The sequence below is a fragment of the Streptomyces chisholmiae genome, assembly GCF_031845445.1.
Lineage (GTDB): Bacteria > Actinomycetota > Actinomycetes > Streptomycetales > Streptomycetaceae > Streptomyces > Streptomyces chisholmiae.
Map to the genome: position 1 here is coordinate 191,660 of NZ_JAVREO010000011.1, position 17,689 is coordinate 209,348.

Here is a 17,689-nt window from a genome sequence, read left to right on the forward strand (position 1 = left end):
GCCTGGCAGACGAGAACACGAGGAGACCACCGTGCGGGCAGTCGCGATCCGGACGTTCGGGGAACCCGAGGGGCTGGCGGTCGTCGACATCGACGATCCGAAGCCGGCCGCGGGGCAGGTGCTGGTCGCCACCGAGGCGATCGGGGTCGGCGGCGTCGACACCATGATCAGGAGCGGTGCGCTCGCCGCCTTCGGCTTCCGGCCGGGACACGTCCCGGGTGGCGAGGTGGCGGGCACTGTCACCGCGCTCGGGGACGGGGTCGACGCCTCCTGGCTCGGCCGGCGGGTGTCGGCGTTCACCGGCGAGAGCGGCGGCTACGCGGAGCTGGTCGCGGTCGCGGTGGCGGAGGTCGTCCCGCTGCCCGAGGGGCTGTCAGCGGCCGACGCGGTGACCCTCGGCACCTCGGGCGTGGTGGCCCAACACGCCCTGGCCCGGGCCCACCTGGCCCCCGGCGAGACGGTGCTGGTGCGTGGCGCGGCCGGCGGCATCGGCGTCATGGCGGTCCAACTGGCGGCCCGCGCCGGCGCGGGCGCGGTGACGGTCACCACCTCGTCGGCCGAGCGGGGCGCGCGGTTGCGCGCGCTGGGCGCGACCCGGGTGCTGGACCGCTCGGGCGCGGGCGCCGAGGAGGCGCCGGCCGGCTACGACGTCATCATCGACGTGGTGGGCGGCGCCGACCTGCCCCGCTTCCTCGACCAGCTGCGGCTTAACGGGCGGCTGGTGACGGTCGGCGTGGTCGGCGGCCTACCGCCGGCGGACTTCGGCGCGACGCTGGTTGCGGCGTTCCGCCGGTCGCTGTCGTTCGCCACCTTCAGCGCCGACACCCTGACCGCGGCCGAGCGGCGATCAACCCGGGGCGCACAGTTCGCCGCCGCGAATCGCGGTGAACTGCGCGCGGTGGTACACGCGTCGCTGCCGCTGGCCGAGGCCGTGCTGGCGCACCGGATGATGGCCGCCGGCGAGGTGTTCGGCCGGCTCGTCCTGCGGCCGTAGGGGCTTCGCGGGCGGGGCGTTCGGAGCGCGCGGAGGCCGCGTGGCGCCGTGATTCCGCGCCGGGGTGTGCCCGGGAGCGAACCGCAGGGTATTTTCTGGGACATGACGGCGGCACGGATACGGCTCGATCGGATGAGCGAGACCGAGTACCAGCAGTTCACGGCGATCGCCATACCGGACTACGCCGACGAGAAGGTGAGGGCGGGGACCTGGCCCCGGGAGGAGGCGCTCGACCGGGCGCGGGCGACGTTCGCCCAACTGCTGCCGGCCGGTGTGACCTCGCCCGACAACCACCTGTTCACCGTCCGTGACGCGGCTGAGGACGCGGCGGAGGGGAAGGGGGAGGCCGTCGGATGGCTCTGGTTCGCCCTGCGCGGCGAGCCCGGGCGCCGGGAGGCGTACCTCTACAACATCGTCGTGCACGAGCCGTTCAGGGGGCGGGGCTACGGCCGGGCGGCGATGCTGGCCTGCGCCACGGCGGCGCGCGAGCACGGGGCGAACTCGGTGGGCCTGCACGTCTTCGGCAGCAACACGGTGGCCCGGAAGCTGTACACCTCGCTCGGGTTCGCCGAGACGGGGGTGCTCATGTCGCTGCCGCTCGACGCGGCCTAGCCCGCCCCAGCGCGGTGCCCCGCCCTCGGCGGGGCACACCCGTACGGCCCCGCCCGAAGCCGCGCAGCCCCGGCGGGGCCGTTGCGACGCCGCCCAACGGGCCGCGCGAGCGGGTCAGTCGAGCGGGTCCGGCCAGGCGTGGGCCGGCAGCAGCTCCCGCAGCGGGGCCACCGTGGCGCGGCCCAGGACGACCTCGGTGTCGAGGTTGCCCGGGTCGACCTGCCGGATGAACTCGCGGCACCGGCCGCACGGCGGGAGCACGTGCAGCACGCCCTCGTCGCTCCGCCAGACGGCGACGATGCGGGCGATCCGGTACTCCCGGGCGGTCACCATCGCGGCGATGGCCGCGTGTTCGGCGCAGAAGCCGGTGCCCGAGCCGGTGTCGATGCACACCCCGGTGTGCAGGGTGCCGCTGCCGGTCAGCAGCGCGGACCCCACGTTGCCGAAGAGGCGGTCGCCGACGCGGTGGGGGTGCAGCACCTCCGTCGCCGCACTGATCAACCGGTCTGTCATCCGCGGGGAGTTGTCGTTCACTCGCGGAAACCTAGCAAGCCCCGCACGGCGGCGCCAAGGCGGTTTCGCCGGCCCGCCCCGGCGTGCTCGCGCCCGCTTCCGAGCGCTGGCCGACCGGCCGCCGGGCGCGTTGTCAGTGGGGTGGTCCATGCTGTCCCACAGATCGCCGCGGCGGGTCCTTCGGGGCCCCCGGGCTGGGCGTTTCGTGTGGTTCCCGCTGCCCTGAGGGCTGAGCGCGGGGCGGTCGCGGACGCCGGGACAGACAGGCAGTGACGGGGAGGTCGAGTGGTGAGCGTGGAGACGACCGCGTGGGAAGTGCGCGCTACCGTGCGCGTGGTTCCGGGGGCCAGGCCCCGCAAGTTGGCGAAGGTGCCGTTCGTCGAGCTGGCCGACGGGCGGTTGCAGGGGGTGGTCTCCAGCGGCTCCGACATCGCCCGGGTGTACGTGTCCTCCATCGAGGCCGGCAGCCACGACGTGAGTTGCAGTACGAACAACAACCGGCCCTGCGGCGGGTTGCGTGGCACGTCCTGCAAGCACCTCCAGGCACTGGTCAAGGAGGCCGTCCTCCAGTACGGGGAGGAGCGGGTGGCGCGCTACCTGCGGGTCGAGCCGGGCGAGGGGGAGCTGGCCGGCCGGCTTGGCGGCGGCTCCCGGGCGGCGACGCCGGCGGCCGAGGTGTTCAGCCGCTTCCTGCGCCATCTCGCCTATCTGGAGGTGCCGGAGAGCCCGTCGTATGTGCCGGAGCTGAGCTGGTTCCCCGCGACGGGGGCGGTGCGCTGATGTTCGCGGTACAACTCGCCGAGCTGCTCGGCGACCCGCCGGCCGGGGTTCCGGAGGCGCTCGACCTGGTGGCCGGCTTCGACGCGGCCCTGGTCTCGGGCCTGGGCCGGCTGACCCCGGAGCACGCCGCCGCGCTGACCGGCCTGGCAGGGGCCGTCGCCGCCTCCCCGCTGGGGCCAGGTGTCGGCGAGGCGGCCGAGAAGCTGGTGGCCGGCTCGGTCACCGACGAGCGGCTGGCCGCCGTCGCCGGCGCCCGCGGTGCCCTGCTGGGCGCCGTGCACGACGCCCAACTGGCCGCCCTTGACAGTGCGTTGGGGCGGGATCGGGAGCCGTGGGCGGAGCCGCCGCCGGCCGAGCCGGTCGCCGACCGGCTGCTGGACGGCAGCCGCTCGTGGCTCCGAGAGCTGGCGCTGGTCGGCTGGCGCGGCCTCGACGACGACTCACTGCGCGGCGTGGACCAGGCGCTGGCCGCGCTGTGGGCGGAGCCGGCGGCCCGCCGGCTGGCGGTGCTGCTGGACGGCCTCGCCGCCGAGCTGCGCGCCTGCGCCCCGCTGGCCACATGGGAGCGACTCCCGGTCCGGCGCTGGGCCGACCTGTGGGCCGGCGCCCTGCTGCTGAGCCAGCCGGGCGCCCGGCTGGCGGCAGGCGAGCCGCTGGCCGAGGTCACCGGCCGGCTGCTGCCGCTGGGCACGGAGCTGCACGAGCACGACACCGCCGTCCAGCTGGTGGTGCACGCCCTGTTGGAGACGGGCGGCGACGAGCCGGCCCGGCTAGTGCGGGTAGCGGTCGGCGCGGCCAAGGTCGAGACGATCAGCGGCCCGACCGTCTGGCAGCTGCTGACCGGGTATCCGGTGCTGTTGCGGGCGTTGGCCGAGCGCCGGGCGGTGACCGTCTCGGGGCTGTCGCTGCTGGCCGGCGGCGACCTGCGGTGGGACGAGTCGGGGGCGGCGCTCGCCGAGCCGGCCGATCCGTTCGTCACCGCCAGGACCCACCTCGCCGGCGCCCGCGCCGCCGCGGTGCCGCCGCTGCGGCGGCACCCGGTGCAGCTCGCCGAGCCGGTGCTGCTGGAGGGGTACCGGGTCAAGGACGGCGCGCTGACGCTGGACGGTCACGTGCTGCCGCTGGAGCTGGACCAGCTGCCGGCCGGTGGACCGCTGACGCCCCAGCTGGTGAAGGCCTCCACGGCCTGCCTCGGGCTGCTCCGCTGGGAGGCCGGCGGCTGGTCGCTCCGGCCGCTGGGGGTGCGGGCGGTCGTCCGCAAGGAGGAGGTCGACGCCCACACCGGCGACTGGGCCCAGGGCCCCACCGACCCCAAGGTGGCGAAGGCCGAGGCGAAGTGGGGCGACGCCGTGGGCGTGCTCCGCGAGCGGGCGGGACGGCTGCTGCGCTCATGACGACGACCGAGCACGAGACAACGGGCCCGGCCGGCGCCCCCGACGCGGTGGCGTCCTCCGGTCCGGGCGCCCCGGCCGGCGCCGAGGCCGACCGCGCCGCGGAGAACCGCCGGCAGATCCTCTACTGGCGGCTGCTGGCCCGGCTCTTCGACGGCGAGGAGCAGGCCACGCTGGAGAGCGCCTCCGTGGCCATCACCGAGGACCTAGGGCTGCCGCCCGCCGTCCTCGACCCGGGGATCTCGGTGGACAACCTGGTCCAGCGTTTCCCCGAACTGGGCGACGAGTTCCGCGCGTTGGCCCCGAAGGAGCCGGTGCTGCCCGCGGCCAGTGCCGTGGGGAGGGAGCCCGGGGAACCCGAGGCCGCGCGGACCGACGACCCGGAGGACGCCGTCCGCCGGGCCGCGTTGATCACCAAGCTGCTGCTCAACACCTTCGCCACCGGCAGCGGCCAGGTCACGGCCGCCCAGCTCGGCGACTGGCAACGGGACGCCCAGTGGTGCCGGCAGGCGCTCGGCGCCCAGGGGCCAGGAGAGCTGGCCGGCGTCTTCGCCTCGCTGGAGGGCGACCTGGTCAGCCGGATGCAGCTGCGCGAGGTGCTGGCCGACCCCGCTCGCGCCCGGCAGCTCACGCCCAGCATGTCGCTGATCGAGCAGCTCCTCCACGACAAGGACAACCTCTCGGGTGTCGCGCTGGCCAACGCCAAGGCGCTGATCCGTCGCTTTGTAGACGAGGTCGCCGAGGTGCTGCGCACCGAGGTGGAGAAGACGAGCGTCGGCGCGATCGACCGTTCCGTGCCGCCCAAGCGGGTCTTCCGCAACCTCGACGTCCAGCGCACCATCTGGAAGAACCTCACCAACTGGAACCCGGACGACCAGCGGCTCTACGTGGACCGGCTCTTCTACCGGCACACCGCCCGCCGCACCACGCCGGGCCGGCTGATCGTGGTGGTCGACCAGTCGGGGTCGATGGTGGACTCGATGGTCAACTGCGCCGTCCTGGCCTCGATCTTCGCCGGCCTGCCCAAGATCGACGTGCACCTGGTGGCCTACGACACCCGGGCGCTGGACCTGACGCCCTGGGTGCACGACCCCTTCGAGGTGCTGCTGCGGACCCGCCTGGGCGGCGGCAACAACGGCCCGGTCGCCATGGCGATGGCCCGCCAGATGGTCACCGACCCGGACAACACGGTCATGGTGTGGATCTCCGACTTCTACGAGGTCCCGGCCCTGATGAACGACTTCCGCGCGGTGCACCGCACGGGGATCAGGCTCATCCCGGTCGGCTCGGTGACCAGCTCAGGTCGCGGCAGCGTCAATCCGACGTTCCGCAGACAGCTCAAGGAGCTGGGCACCCCGGTGATCTCCGGCCACATCCGCAAGCTCGTCTTCGAACTTAAGAACTTCCTCGCCTAGGAGAATGACCATGACGGACAACCTGCTGCGCGCCCCCGCCGAGGTGAAGTACGCCGAGGAGCTGGACTGGCTGGAGTCCATCGACGACGGCCCCAAGCCCTTCTCCTGGCGGCTCAGCCCCAAGATGGTGCGCCTGTTCATCCTCGGTTCGGAACGCGCCGACGGACTGGACCGCGAGATCTCCCAGAAGTGGTTCGGCGACCGCAGCTTCGTGGAACGCGGCATCGTCACCCTGGCCTCGGACCGCGGGCTGCTGCTGATCGGCGACCCGGGCACCGGCAAGAGCTGGCTGGCTGAGCTGCTGTCCGCGGCGATCTGCCGGAACTCCACCCTGGTGGTCCAGGGCACCGCGGGCACCACCGAGGACCAGATCAAGTACTCGTGGAACGTCTCCCAGGTCATCGCCCAGGGGCAGTCCCGGGACTCGATGATCCCCTCGCCCATCATGACGGCGATGGAGCGCGGCGTGATCGGCCGCTTCGAGGAGCTGACCCGGTCCACCAGCGACGTGCAGGACGCGCTGATCTCCATCCTCTCCGAGAAGTACGTCTCCATCCCCGAACTCGACGGCGCCGACGGCGAGAACATCGTCTTCGCCCAGCCCGGGTTCTCCATCATCGCCACCGCCAACAGCCGGGACCGGGGCGTCAACGACCTCTCCTCCGCGCTGAAGCGGCGGTTCAACTTCGTCCGCGTCCCGGTGGTCACCAACAAGCGCAGCGAGGCGGAGATCGTCCGCTTCCGCACCAGCGAGCTGCTTCGCCGGCACCAGATCGAGGTGGAGGTGCCGCCCACCTTGCTGGACATCCTGCTGCAGAGCTTCGCCGACCTGCGGGCGGCGGCGGCCAACGCCACCAGCGACGACGAGAAGCTGGAGTCCGCGCTCTCCACCGCCGAGCAGATCGGGGTCCTGGAGGACGCGGTGCTGCACAGCCAGTTCTTCGGCGAGCGGGAGTTGGGCGCGCACACCCTCGCCAGTTCGCTGGTCGGCTCGCTCGCCCGGCGCAGCCCGGAGGACCTGGCGATCCTCAACAAGTTCTGGCACGGCGTCATCGAGCCCCGCAGCGAGGGCGAGGCCGGCGGGCCCTGGCGGGACTTCCTCGACGGCGGCCGCGAGGCGATCGCGACCCTGTCATGAGCGAAGCCACCCTGAGCCCACCGGAGGTGGGCGCCGGCGACGGCCTGGTCGCCCTGCGCGAGCGGCTGCGGGAGGCGGCCGAGGCCTTCGCCGGCCCGGGCGACGCGTTGCCCGGCATCCTCGCCGGCATGGTCGAGGACGTGGACCGGGCGCTGGCCGAGCGGTTGGAGATCTTCCCGGTCTGCCACCACTCGCCGGCCTCGGCGCTGGCCATGGCGCGCCGCCTGAAGGAGAAGCGGCCCCGGGTCGTCTACCTGGAGCTCTGCGAGGACCTCCGGCCGCTCCTCGACGAGCTGCGCAACTGCCAACTCCCGGTGGCGCTCCAGGCGTTCGCCACCGAGCTGGACGGCTTCCCGGCCGCGGACGCCCCGCTGAACGTGGTGGCGCCCATCACCGAGGCCTCCGCCGAGTACCAGGCCATCGCCTACGCCCTGGACACCCCGGACGTCGAGCTGGTGCTGGTGGACCGCTCGGCCGACCACGTCTTCCAGTGGCGCGACCGGGAGGACGGCCCGGAGCAGCGGCCCGCGGCCGAGGCGGGGGAGACCGAGGGCGGGTCGGGGACGGCCGAGGACGCGGAGGAGTCGGCGCTGCACGGGGACGCCCTCGGGGTCGGCATCGGCGAGCTGCGGCCGCGGTTCGCCGAGCTGGAGGCGCACTTCCTGCACCACGGCAAGGTCCGGCACTGGTCCGAGTGGTGGGACCAGTACGTGGAGCAGCCGCTGGCCGGCGCCGACTACCAGACCTACCGCCAGGTCATGGTGATGATCGGCAGCCTCTTCCGGCGGCTGCGCCCCGAGCGGCCGGGCCGGCTCGCGGTCGACGAGGACCGCGAGCGGTACATGTGGACCCGGATGCGGGAGCATCTGGCCGCCTCCGGCACCGACCCGGACGACTGCCTCTACGTCTGCGGAGCGGCCCACGCGGCCAGCCGCGTCGAGCAGTTCGGGCTGGCCGCCGAGGCCGAGCCCTACGCCGTCCCGCCGCGTACCGCCACCCGGTGGCGGTACGGGCTGATCCCCTCCAGTCACTCGGCGATCGAGGCGCAGTTCGGGTTGGCCCCCGGCGCGGTCTCGGTGGCCGCGGCCACCTGGGCACGCACCCTGACCCGGGAGCGGCTGACCCCGTTCCGGCTGGCCGGCCAGCGCGGCGGCAAGAAGTCCGGTGCGAAGCGCGCCGTCCGGCGGACGGTCGGCGAAGCGGGCGCCGCCGCTGCCACGGACGACGACCGGCTGACCGGTTTCCTGGCCCGGCCGCCGGTGCCGCACGCCCTCGACGAGGCCGAACTCCGCGGGTGGTGCGTGGACATCGTCCGGCTGGCCCGCCGCAACGGATACCTGGCCAGTACCGCGGACGCCATCGCGGTCTTCGAGACCTCGGTGCTGCTGGCCGGTCTGCGTGGCCGGGCCAGGCCGACGCCGTACGACTTCGAGGACGCCGCGGTCACCTGCATCGAGAAGGACTCCGTGCCGGGACGTCGGGACGTGCGGCGGCTGTGCGCCATCCTGCTCGGCGGGGACCGGATCGGCACGGTCGGCTATGACGCGCTGCCACCGCTGGCCCGGGACGTTCTGGACCGGCTGGCGCCGCTGGGGTTCGACCTCACCGCCCGCACCCAGCGGCGCGCCCTCCTCGACCTGGCCAACCAGCCGCAGCTGCGCCCCTGTTCCGACGTGCTGTGGATGCTGCGCCACCTGCTGGGTGACGTGGTCCGCCCCGTGATGGGGTCCCGCGCGCTGGGCGAGGTCGGCATCCAGGAGAGCTGGGACGTGGCGCTCGGTCGCCACCAGCAGGCGCTGGTCCAGCTGGGCTACGAGGGCGTGACCATCGAGCAGGTGCTGGAGCAGCGGCTGCGCCGCGCGGTCCGGGGGCCGGACGCCACGGCGGCGACCGCGCTCAAGGCCGTCGAGGAGGCCATCCGCTACCTCGGCGGCGGTCGGCTGGTGGACGATCTGGGCGCCCGCGCGGTGGAGCTGCTGGCCGCCGAGCGCACGGTGGACGACGCGCCGCTGGTGCTGCGCCGGATCCGCCGGCTGTTGGCCTACTACCGGACGACGGAGGCCGGCCCGCCGCGTTGGGCCCAGACCTTCGTGGTCGCGGGGTACGCGCAGTACTGCACGCTGCTGCCGATCGCGTTCACCGACGAGGCGGCCGGTGGCCGGCAGTTGGGCGCGATGTTGGGCTTCCTCTTCGGGTTGGAGGGCTTCGCGCTCTCCCTCGGCTGCGACCGGGCCCAACTGGAGCTGGCGGTGCGGCAGTCGCATCCCACGGAGCCGGACAAGAAGGCGCTGTTGTGGGCGGCCGAGCACCGGCTGGGCCTGCTGCCGATGGCCGAGCTGCGGGACAGGTGCGCGGCGCTGCTGGACAACCCGCTGGTGGTGCCGGCGTTCCCGCGCTATGTGAGCGGCTTCGTGCAGGCGCTCGATCCGGTGCCGACGCTGACCCCGTTCGTGGTGGAGCAGCTGTCCGGGGCGTTCGCCCGGCTGCCGGACGCGGTGCTGCTGCCGTGGCTGCCCCGGTTGATCATGACGCTGCGGAAGGAGGCCGCCGAGCTGCTGCCGGTGCTGGTGCGGGAGGCGGGGCGGACCTTCCCCGCCGCCCTGGGGGCGGTCGACGGTTTCGTGCCGCCCTGGTCACTGGCGGCGGCGCCGGCCGTGGCCCCGGTGCCGCCGGCGGCCGGCGCGGCCGGCGCGCTGCTGGCCGCGCACCCGGCCGGCTGTGACGCGGTGGCCGCGCTGCTCGGCCTGGTGGGGGAGTGGGGTCACGTTGCTCCCACCGCCGCCGGGGCCGGTCCCGCCGGTTCGCTGTTGGCCGAACACCCGGCGGCGGCCGCCGCGTTGGCGGGCCTGTTGGCCCCGGCCGGGTAGCCGCCGGCCCTACCGGACCACCGCCCGGGCGGTGGTCCGGTAGGGCCCCGTCACGTTGGTCCGCCGTTCATGTTCATGCCAGTTCGACGGGGCAGGGTGACGGTGCGCGTCGCGCGCCCGGCCCTCGGGGGCCGGCTTCCTGGTCGTTCGCCCACCGAGGAGTCCGCATGTCAACGACCGCACGGCCACGCCTCGTTCCCCGCCGCGCCACCCGGCTCCTGCTGCCCGCCACGGCGGGCCTGCTGGTCGCCGGCCTGACCGGGGCGCCGGCCCAGGCGCGGGGCGACGCCCTGGCCGCGTCCTTCGACCGCGTCGTCCTCTCCCCGACCGCCACCCCCGCCACCTCGCAGACCGTCACCTGGCGCGCCGCCACCGCCTCCCCTTCCCCCGTCGTCGAGTACCAGCCGACCGACGGTGGCCCGTCCCGGACCGCCACGGGCACCGCGACCGGCGAGGTCGCCGGCGGCCACTACCACCGCGCCGACCTCACCGGCCTCACCCCCGACACGGCGTACCGCTACCGGATCGGCGACGGCGCCGCCTGGGGTGACTGGATCACCTTCCGCACCGCGGGCGCGGCCGGCGACCCGTTCTCCTTCCTCTACATCGGCGACATCCAGAACGACATCACCAGCGGCGCCGCCCCGGTGGTCCGCGCCGCCCAGGCCGCCGCGCCGCACGCCGAACTCACCGTGCACGCCGGCGACCTGGTCAACAACGCCAACGCGGACGACGAGTGGGCCGAGTGGTTCGACGCCTTCGGCGCCGACCACACCGCCACCAGCAACCAGATCGCCACCCCCGGCAACCACGAGTACGACGGCTGGGAGCTGTCCGGCCACTGGACCCGGCAGTTCCCCGGCGCCGGCAACGGCCCCGACGACGAGGACCTGGACGGCACCGCCTACTACACCGACTACCAGGGCGTGCGGTTCGTCTCGCTCAACAGCAACTACACCAACGCGCCGTGGTTCGACGTGGTGGACTGGCTGGAGGACCAGGAGGTCTGGCTGGACCGGGTGCTCAGCGAGAACCCCAACCCCTGGACCGTCGTCACCTTCCACCAGCCCGTGATGGCCAACAGCGAGGGCCGCACCGGCCTGCTGGTGCGGAACGCCTGGCTGGACGTGCTGGAGGAACACGACGTGGACCTGGTGCTCCAGGGCCACGACCACTCCTACGGCCGGGGCAACCTGCTGGACCGCCGCACCGACGACCCGGACGTCACCACCGGCCCGGTCTACGTGGTCTCCGTCACCGGCCCCAAGATGTACGAGCCGTCCCCTGCCGACTGGGCCGCCGCCGAGGCCGAGCCCCGGGTCCAGCTCGGTGACACTCAGACCTACCAGGTCGTGGACGTCACCGCCGACTCGCTCAGCTACCGCGCCAGCACCCAGGACGGCACCGTGGTGGACTCGTTCACCATCGAGCGGGACGCCGAGGGCAAGCGGGTCGTCGAGGGCGGCTGACCCCTGGCGACGCCCTTGCCCCGCGGGCCGGTTGTCACCACGCCCCGCCGGCGGGCGGAAAGCGGTGGCCGCCGGCCCGCTGGGTGGTCAGAATGCGCCGCATGACGACCCCACCACCGGAGTTCATCCCCGGCCTCGAACTGTCCCGCCTGCTCTACCGGGAGGCGGTCGAGCCCCTGCTGGCGGAGGTCCGCCCCGGGCTGGTGCACACCGCCGCCCGGGTGGACGGCGGTTCGGAGGTGCTCGGGTTCGATACCGCCCGCTCGGCCGACCACGAGTGGGGCCCCCGCCTCGACCTCTTCCTCGGGCCCGAGGACGCCGCCGAACTCGGCCCCTGGCTGACCGAGTTCCTCGCCCGGCGGCTGCCCCGGGAGATCCGGGGCTGGCCCACCCACTTCCACCAGCCGGACCCGGACGTCCCGATCGGCCTGATGACGCCGACCGCGGGCCCGGTCAACCACCGGGTCGCGGTGCGCACCGTGGACGGCTGGCTGGCGGAGCGGCTGGGCCCGGCCGCCGCCCGGCTCCGGACGCCGCTGGACTGGCTGGCGCTGCCCCAGCAGCGGCTCGCCGAACTGACCGGGGGTGCCGTCTTCCACGACGGGCTCGGCGCGTTGACCGCCGCCCGCCGGCGGTTCGCCTGGTATCCGGACGAGGTATGGCGCTATCTGTTGGCCTGTCAGTGGCAGCGGATCTCCCAGGAGGAGGCGTTCGTGGGCCGCTGCGCCGAGGTCGGCGACGACCTCGGCTCCGCGCTGGTGGCCGGCCGGCTGACCCGCGACCTGATGCGCCTGTGCCTGCTGCTGGCCCGCCGTTACGCGCCCTACGGCAAGTGGCTGGGCAGCGCCTTCCGGCAGTTGCCGGCGGCCGAGGCGTTGCTCCCGGCGCTGCGCGGCGCGGTGGCGGCCACCGACTACCCGGCGCGGGAACGGTGGTTGGGGCAGGCGCTGAGCGGGGTGGCGGTGCTCCAGAACGAGTCCGGGCTCGCGCCTCCGCTCGATCCGGCGACGCGGCGCTACCACACCCGGCCCTTCCAGGTGCTGCACGCGGAACGGTTCGCCCAGGCGCTGGCCGCGACGCTCACCGATCCGACGCTGCGGGCGCTGCCATTGACCGGCGCCGTGGACCAGTGGACGGACAACACCGACCTGCTGCGGCGGCCGGCCGTGTTGGCCGCCACCTGCCGGGCGCTGACCCTGGAGGCCGACCAGCCGGAGCCGTGACCACGGGCGCCGACCGGAGCCGCTCGGGCGGGCGACGGCCCGTCGAGAGCAGGGTAAGTTAGCTTAGCCTTACCTTAACGGTCGCGCAGGGCGCGGCACTTCGGCGCGGGAGAAGGGGTGGACGGATGGGACACGGCTGGGAGGGCGCGGTCCTCAGGTTGATGCGCGGTAGGGACTTCCGCTTCACCGTCACCGATGTGGAGCAGGTCACCGACCGGTACCGCCGGGTGCGGGTCACCGACGGCGGACTGCTCGCCGCCGCACCCCCGCACCCGGCCATGTGGGTCCGGCTCTGGTTCGACCGCGACGGCCGGCCGCACCAGCGCGCCTTCACCCTCGTCGACCCCGACCCGGCCACTGGCACGTTCGGCCTGGAGTTCGCGTTGCATTCGGGCGCCGCCAGCGCCTGGGCGCGCGCCGCGGTGCCCGGGGACACCATCGACGCCACCCTCCAGGGCTCCGGCTTCGAGCCGCCGGAGCCGGCCCCCGGTCGGCTGCTGGTGGTCGGCGACCCCGCCGCCCTGCCGGCGATCAACTCGCTGCTGGCGGCGCACCCGGAGACCCCGGCGACCCTCTGGTTCGAGGTGCCGCACCCCGAGGACCGCGCGCTGCCGTTCGGGACCGACCCGGCGCGGCACGACCTGCGGTTGGTCGAACCCGGTCCGTCGGGCGACCAGTTGGTGGAGCGGGTGCGCGCCGAGCTGCCCGCGCTGGTGGACGACCCGGAGCGGGTCTACGCCTGGGTCACCTGCGACACCGCCACCACCCGCGCGCTGGGCGGCTTCCTGCGCCGGCAGGTCGGCCTCCCGCGCCGGCGGGTGCACGCGCTCGGCTACTGGCGTCGTTGACGCGCGCCCCCGCCGGAGCCTCGGGCCCCTCGCCGCGCACCGGTTGCCCCGCTTTCGGCGGCTCCTGGTGGGCCGGGGTGACTCGCCGGTAGGTGCCCGCGTGAACAGACGTTCACCTGTTGTCGGAAGTTTATTGACCCGGGCGGATGCCGACCATAGGTTGACCCAGCCGTCGCACAATGTCGTGTGCGCGTAACCGGGAGATGCCATGCGCAGAAGCACCTGGGTCCTGTCCGGATCGGCCGCCGTGCTGGTGGCCGCCTCGGTGGTGACCCGACTCGTGGTCTACCCGTCCGTCCACCAGATACCTGAGGACACGGACACCACGTTCGAGTACACCGGCACGGCGACGCTGCTCAACGCCGCAGCCGTGGAGTCGGGGGACCTGGCCAACGCCTTCCTCACCGACATCCCCATCACCCTCGACCGGCACGTCAAGGTCGTGGAGACCGACGGTTCCACCGCCGTCGTCACCGACGACGTGGTGGTGACCGGGGCGGACGGCACCGAACTGTCCGCCACCAGCCACCGGTGGGCCGTCGACCGGGAGAACCTCGGCGACGTTCCGGCGCCCGAGGGGTCGGAGGCGGAGGAGCACCAGGGGCTGGTGATCTCCTGGCCGCTGGACCCGAAGGAGCAGGACTACACGCTCTGGGACGCCACCACCGCGACCGAGGCGCCGGCCGTCTACGACCGGACCGAAGAGGTCGAGGGTCGCACCGCCTATGTCTATGTGATCGAGGCCGCCGGCGCGTTGGCCGACCCGGCCATGCTGGAGCGCTTCCCGGTGGCACTGCCCAGAGACGTGCTGGCCGGCATCGCCCAGGGCCTGCCCGCGGAACAGCAGCCCGACCCGGCGCTGCTGGCCCAGCTGCCGGAGGAGGTGCCGCTCACCTACGCCGCCAGCGCTACGCGGGTTGCCTGGGTCGACTCGGAGACCGGCGCGGTCCTCAACGGCACGCTGGAGCAGAGCGTGGTGGCCCAGATCCAGGGGCCTGAAGGGCCGGTCAACCTGGCCCCGGTCAGCGTCCTGGACGTGGCCGGCACGGAGGAGGGCACCAAGGAGCGGGCGGACGACGCGGACTCCAACGCCCAGATGCTCTGGTTGGTGCGGATGGCCATCCCGCTGGGGCTGGCCGCCGTGGCGGCCGTGCTCGTCGCGCTGGCCGTCTGGCGCGAGTTGCGCGGCCGTGGCCGGGACGGTGACGGCGAGTCGGGCGGCGAGCCCGCGCCGGCCGCCGCCGGCTGAGTCGCCCGGCCGGGCGAGCAGTCCCGGGCCCGTCGGATGGGAGCACTGTCTCCCGCCCGACGGGCCCTTCGCATGGGGGGATCGGGAAGGATCGTTCGGTTTCCGGTGTTTTCGGAACTGAACGGGCGGGGGTGCCGGTGCCGTTCGTTGTCGACTGTGGCGCCATCGCCTGTCCCTGCGGTTCCGTTCGCCGCGGACCTCGTTCGACTTGTGGTCCAGATCACAGCGAAGGTCTCGCCTTTCTTGGCTTTGTGGTCGAAATCCATGGGTCCGTGATCGAGTTATCGGTCTCCCGTATTAATGCGGCGCTCGCAGATGGTCATGCTCTGTCATTCTCATTCCCTCCGGCCTCTGCTGTCTCTGCTATTCCTTGACACCTCTTCGTGCTGAGCGGCATCCTGCCAAAGGTCTGATCCGGTGGATCGGCGCGCGTTACCTGGACGTGGAATCAGGGGAATTCCGCAGCGCCGCCTACTGGTTGAGCTGCGGCGCCCGGCAATTCCGCGCCAGGAGCGCGGAATTGCCGCATCGAATGCCGCGCGCCCCACAGAAAGGGGGCGCAGTCAGCGCACCGCGTGCCGGGCGCGCGCCGGCTGGACGCCGGTGCGCCGCGCCCACCCGCACGCATCGCGAGGGGGAGTACCAGGGGGAATGGGGATGCGTAGCGATGAATAGCCGGGATGCCCAACAGCGGGCGAAAAACCACGACGACCTCGTCAGTTTCTATACGGCCGAAGACGACACCCGATCAAATCTGTTCGAGATCTGGGAGGCCGGTGGCAGCCGGGGGGACTCGGTCACGCCCGCCACATACAGCGAGGCCTACCGCGGCTGGATGACCGAGAAGCTGCACGCGGCGGTGGTCGCCACCGGTGGCGGGCTGCTCAGCCTCGGCTGCGGCAACGCGACCGTCGAGGCCGAGGTGGCCGGGCGGGGCGCCCGGGTGCTCGCCGTCGACGCGCTGCCCGAGGCCGTGGCCCTGGCCCGGCGCAAGGGCCTGGACACGCTCCAGGCCGACATCCACACCTGGACCCCACCGGAGCTCTGGTCCGTCATCTACCTCGACGGCGTGCTCGGCCACCTGCACGACCCGGACCACGGCCTGACGCCGGTGCTGCGACGCCTCCGCTCCTGGCTGACCCCCGACGGCGTCCTCATCGCCTCCAACGACGCGCCGAACAACGGCGCCCCGGCCCAACCGGCGCCCGGCGTGCACGGCTTCCACTGGCTCGCCACGGGATACCTGCGTGAGGAGACGCTCCGCGCCGGCTTCGCCGCCGCGCACACCGAGGAGTTCCGCTACCGGCGCCCGCTCTCGGGGGAACGTGTCCGCGCCGTGCTCACCGCCCAGGCCCAGGACCGTCCCCGGCTGCCCGGCGCGCGGGAGGCGACGGCGTGACCCGGGGCGCGGAGCTGCTGGTCGAGGCGCTGATCCAGCACGGGGTCGACACCGTCTTCGGCTATCCGGGCGACACCAGCATCGCCTTCTACGACGCGCTGCGCGGGCAGTCCTCGCGCATCCGCCACATCCTGACCAGGGACGAGCGGCACGCCGGCTTCATGGCCGACGCCTACACCCGTACCACCCGCCGGCTGGGCGTGTGCGAGGCGTCCAGCGGCGCCGGCGCCGTCTACCTCGCCAGCGGTCTCGCCGAGGCGCGCGCCGCCAGCGTCCCGCTGCTCGCCATCACCACCGACAACAACCGCCGCAGCCACGGCACCCACCCGATCAGCGAGGTGGACCAGGACCAGCTCTTCGCCGCCTGCACCAAGTGGCGGCGCACCGCCGAGGACGCGGCCGAGCTGCCGGCCCTGGTTCGGCGGGCCGTCGCCGCCGCCGTCGAGGGCCGGCCGGGGCCGGCCGTGTTGATCATCCCCGAGGACGTGCTGGAGGCGGCCGTGGCCCCCGCCCTGGCCGCCGGCCCGCCAGCCGCCCCGGCCCGGGCCCCCGGCCCGCGCCGCGCCGCCCCCGAGCCGGCGGTGCGGCAGGCCGCCGCCCGGCTCGGCGCCGCCCAGCGCCCCGTGCTGGTCGCCGGCGGCGGTGCCCAGCTCTCCGCCGCCGGCCCCGAGTTGACCCGCCTCGCCGAGCGGCTCGCGCTGCCCGTCGCCACCACCATCCACGGCAAGGGCGCCATCGACGAGGCCCACCCCCTGGCCCTCGGCGTGGTCGGCGGCAACGGCGCCCGCGAGTACGCCAACACCTGGGTCGCCGCCAGCGACCTGGTCCTCTTCGTGGGCACCAGGGCCAACGCCACCGACACCCTCGGCTTCACCGTCCCGCCGAGGGACACCGCCGTGCTGCACCTCGACACCGACGCCGCCCGCGCCGGCCGCAACTACCCCGGCGCGCTGCCCCTGGTCGGTGACGCGCGCGCCACCCTCGCCGCGCTGGACGCCGCCGTGCCGGGCGCGCCCCCGGACAAATACGCCCGCCGCGCCGCAGAGTTGGCCGCCGCCCGCGCCGCCTGGTCCGCCACCGAGGGCCCGCCGGCCGCGCTCCCGGACGGGGTGCTGCCGCCCCGGGAGCTGGTCCGGGCGCTGGCCGCCGCGTTCGGTCGGGACACCTGGGTGGTAGCCGACGCCGGCACCCCGACGCCCTACCTCGCCTGCTACTGGTCGGCGCCCGGCGACGGCTGGCGGGTCGTCATCCCCCGGGGCCACGGCCCGATGGGCTACGCGGTGCCCGCCTCCGTCGGCATCGCCGCCGGCCACCCCGGCGCCCGGGTGCTCTGCCTGACCACGGAGAACAGCGTCGCGATGTCCGTCGGCGAATGGGAGACGGCCTACCGGCTGGGCCTCCCGATCACCTACGTGGTGCTCGACAACACCTCGATGGCCTGGATCAAGATGATCCAGCACCTCTACGCCGGAGGCCGCTACTTCGCCGTCGACCCGGGCCCGCTGGACCCGGTGCGGCTCGGCCTCGGCACCGGGATAGCCGGCGCGCGCGCCCACACCCTCGACCAGTTCGCCACGCTCGCCGAGGAGGCCGCCGCACGGCGCGACGGGCCGTCGCTGATCCACGCCCTGGTGCCGGAGCACCACGCCGTGCCACCCCCGGTGCCGGTCTGGCAAGCCGCGCTGAGCGGGGAGTCCACCACCCGCCCCATCCACTGAGACGCCCCGCTGAGACACCCCCCACCGGCACTGTCTCCGCCGACCCGCCCCGTCCTAGCCCAGGAGCACCACC

At 74.1% G+C, this 17,689-nt stretch carries 14 protein-coding genes; 13 read left to right on the forward strand and 1 reads right to left on the reverse strand.

Annotated features, from left to right (window positions below; translation table 11 throughout):
• Positions 1–31 precede the first annotated feature (31 nt).
• On the forward strand, positions 32–994 hold the full coding sequence (locus RM844_RS19555; protein WP_311668573.1) for a zinc-binding dehydrogenase: 963 nt from the start codon (positions 32–34) through the stop codon (positions 992–994).
• 102 nt (positions 995–1,096) lie between these two features.
• A complete protein-coding gene (locus RM844_RS19560; protein WP_311668574.1) occupies positions 1,097–1,606 on the forward strand; it encodes a GNAT family N-acetyltransferase in 510 nt (169 codons plus the stop codon).
• Positions 1,607–1,720: 114 nt separating this feature from the next.
• Here RM844_RS19560 and RM844_RS19565 read toward each other — a convergent pair whose 3' ends face one another.
• Complete coding sequence (locus tag RM844_RS19565; protein ID WP_311668575.1) at positions 1,721–2,140, reverse strand: cytidine deaminase family protein; 420 nt, start codon at positions 2,138–2,140, stop codon at positions 1,721–1,723.
• A gap of 306 nt (positions 2,141–2,446) precedes the next feature.
• On the opposite strand from RM844_RS19565, the gene RM844_RS19570 reads away from it, so the two are divergent.
• The 11 genes from RM844_RS19570 to RM844_RS19620 all read left to right on the forward strand — a co-directional run bounded on the left by RM844_RS19570 (position 2,447) and on the right by RM844_RS19620 (position 17,616).
• On the forward strand, positions 2,447–2,899 hold the full coding sequence (locus tag RM844_RS19570) for a hypothetical protein (RefSeq protein WP_311668576.1): 453 nt from the start codon (positions 2,447–2,449) through the stop codon (positions 2,897–2,899).
• Positions 2,899–4,293 (forward strand): hypothetical protein, encoded by a 1,395-nt coding sequence (locus RM844_RS19575; RefSeq protein WP_311668577.1) that lies wholly within the window; start codon positions 2,899–2,901, stop codon positions 4,291–4,293. Before RM844_RS19570 ends, RM844_RS19575 begins: the two co-directional genes overlap by 1 nt.
• Entirely contained in the window at positions 4,290–5,705 is a 1,416-nt protein-coding gene (locus RM844_RS19580) for a VWA domain-containing protein (RefSeq protein ID WP_311668578.1), read from the forward strand. Before RM844_RS19575 ends, RM844_RS19580 begins: the two co-directional genes overlap by 4 nt.
• Before the next feature lie 10 nt (positions 5,706–5,715).
• Positions 5,716–6,843 (forward strand): ATP-binding protein, encoded by a 1,128-nt coding sequence (locus RM844_RS19585; protein WP_311668579.1) that lies wholly within the window; start codon positions 5,716–5,718, stop codon positions 6,841–6,843.
• The gene (locus tag RM844_RS19590) at positions 6,840–9,710 is read left to right on the forward strand and encodes a DUF5682 family protein (protein WP_311668580.1); all 2,871 of its coding nucleotides are present in this window, start codon (positions 6,840–6,842) and stop codon (positions 9,708–9,710) included. Before RM844_RS19585 ends, RM844_RS19590 begins: the two co-directional genes overlap by 4 nt.
• 167 nt (positions 9,711–9,877) lie before the next feature.
• The gene (locus tag RM844_RS19595; RefSeq protein WP_311668581.1) at positions 9,878–11,179 is read left to right on the forward strand and encodes a metallophosphoesterase family protein; all 1,302 of its coding nucleotides are present in this window, start codon (positions 9,878–9,880) and stop codon (positions 11,177–11,179) included.
• Between the two features lie 101 nt (positions 11,180–11,280).
• A complete protein-coding gene (locus tag RM844_RS19600) occupies positions 11,281–12,402 on the forward strand; it encodes a DUF4037 domain-containing protein (RefSeq protein ID WP_311668582.1) in 1,122 nt (373 codons plus the stop codon).
• Positions 12,403–12,527: 125 nt separating this feature from the next.
• Positions 12,528–13,250 (forward strand): siderophore-interacting protein, encoded by a 723-nt coding sequence (locus tag RM844_RS19605; protein ID WP_311668583.1) that lies wholly within the window; start codon positions 12,528–12,530, stop codon positions 13,248–13,250.
• Positions 13,251–13,458: 208 nt separating this feature from the next.
• Positions 13,459–14,499, forward strand: a complete 1,041-nt coding sequence (locus RM844_RS19610) for a porin PorA family protein (protein ID WP_311668584.1) — start codon at positions 13,459–13,461, stop codon at positions 14,497–14,499.
• A 667-nt stretch (positions 14,500–15,166) separates the two neighbouring features.
• Positions 15,167–15,898, forward strand: coding sequence for a class I SAM-dependent methyltransferase (locus RM844_RS19615; RefSeq protein ID WP_311668585.1), 732 nt, complete (start codon positions 15,167–15,169; stop codon positions 15,896–15,898).
• Positions 15,895–17,616, forward strand: coding sequence for a thiamine pyrophosphate-binding protein (locus RM844_RS19620; RefSeq protein WP_311668586.1), 1,722 nt, complete (start codon positions 15,895–15,897; stop codon positions 17,614–17,616). Before RM844_RS19615 ends, RM844_RS19620 begins: the two co-directional genes overlap by 4 nt.
• The last annotated feature ends 73 nt before the right edge of the window (positions 17,617–17,689 follow it).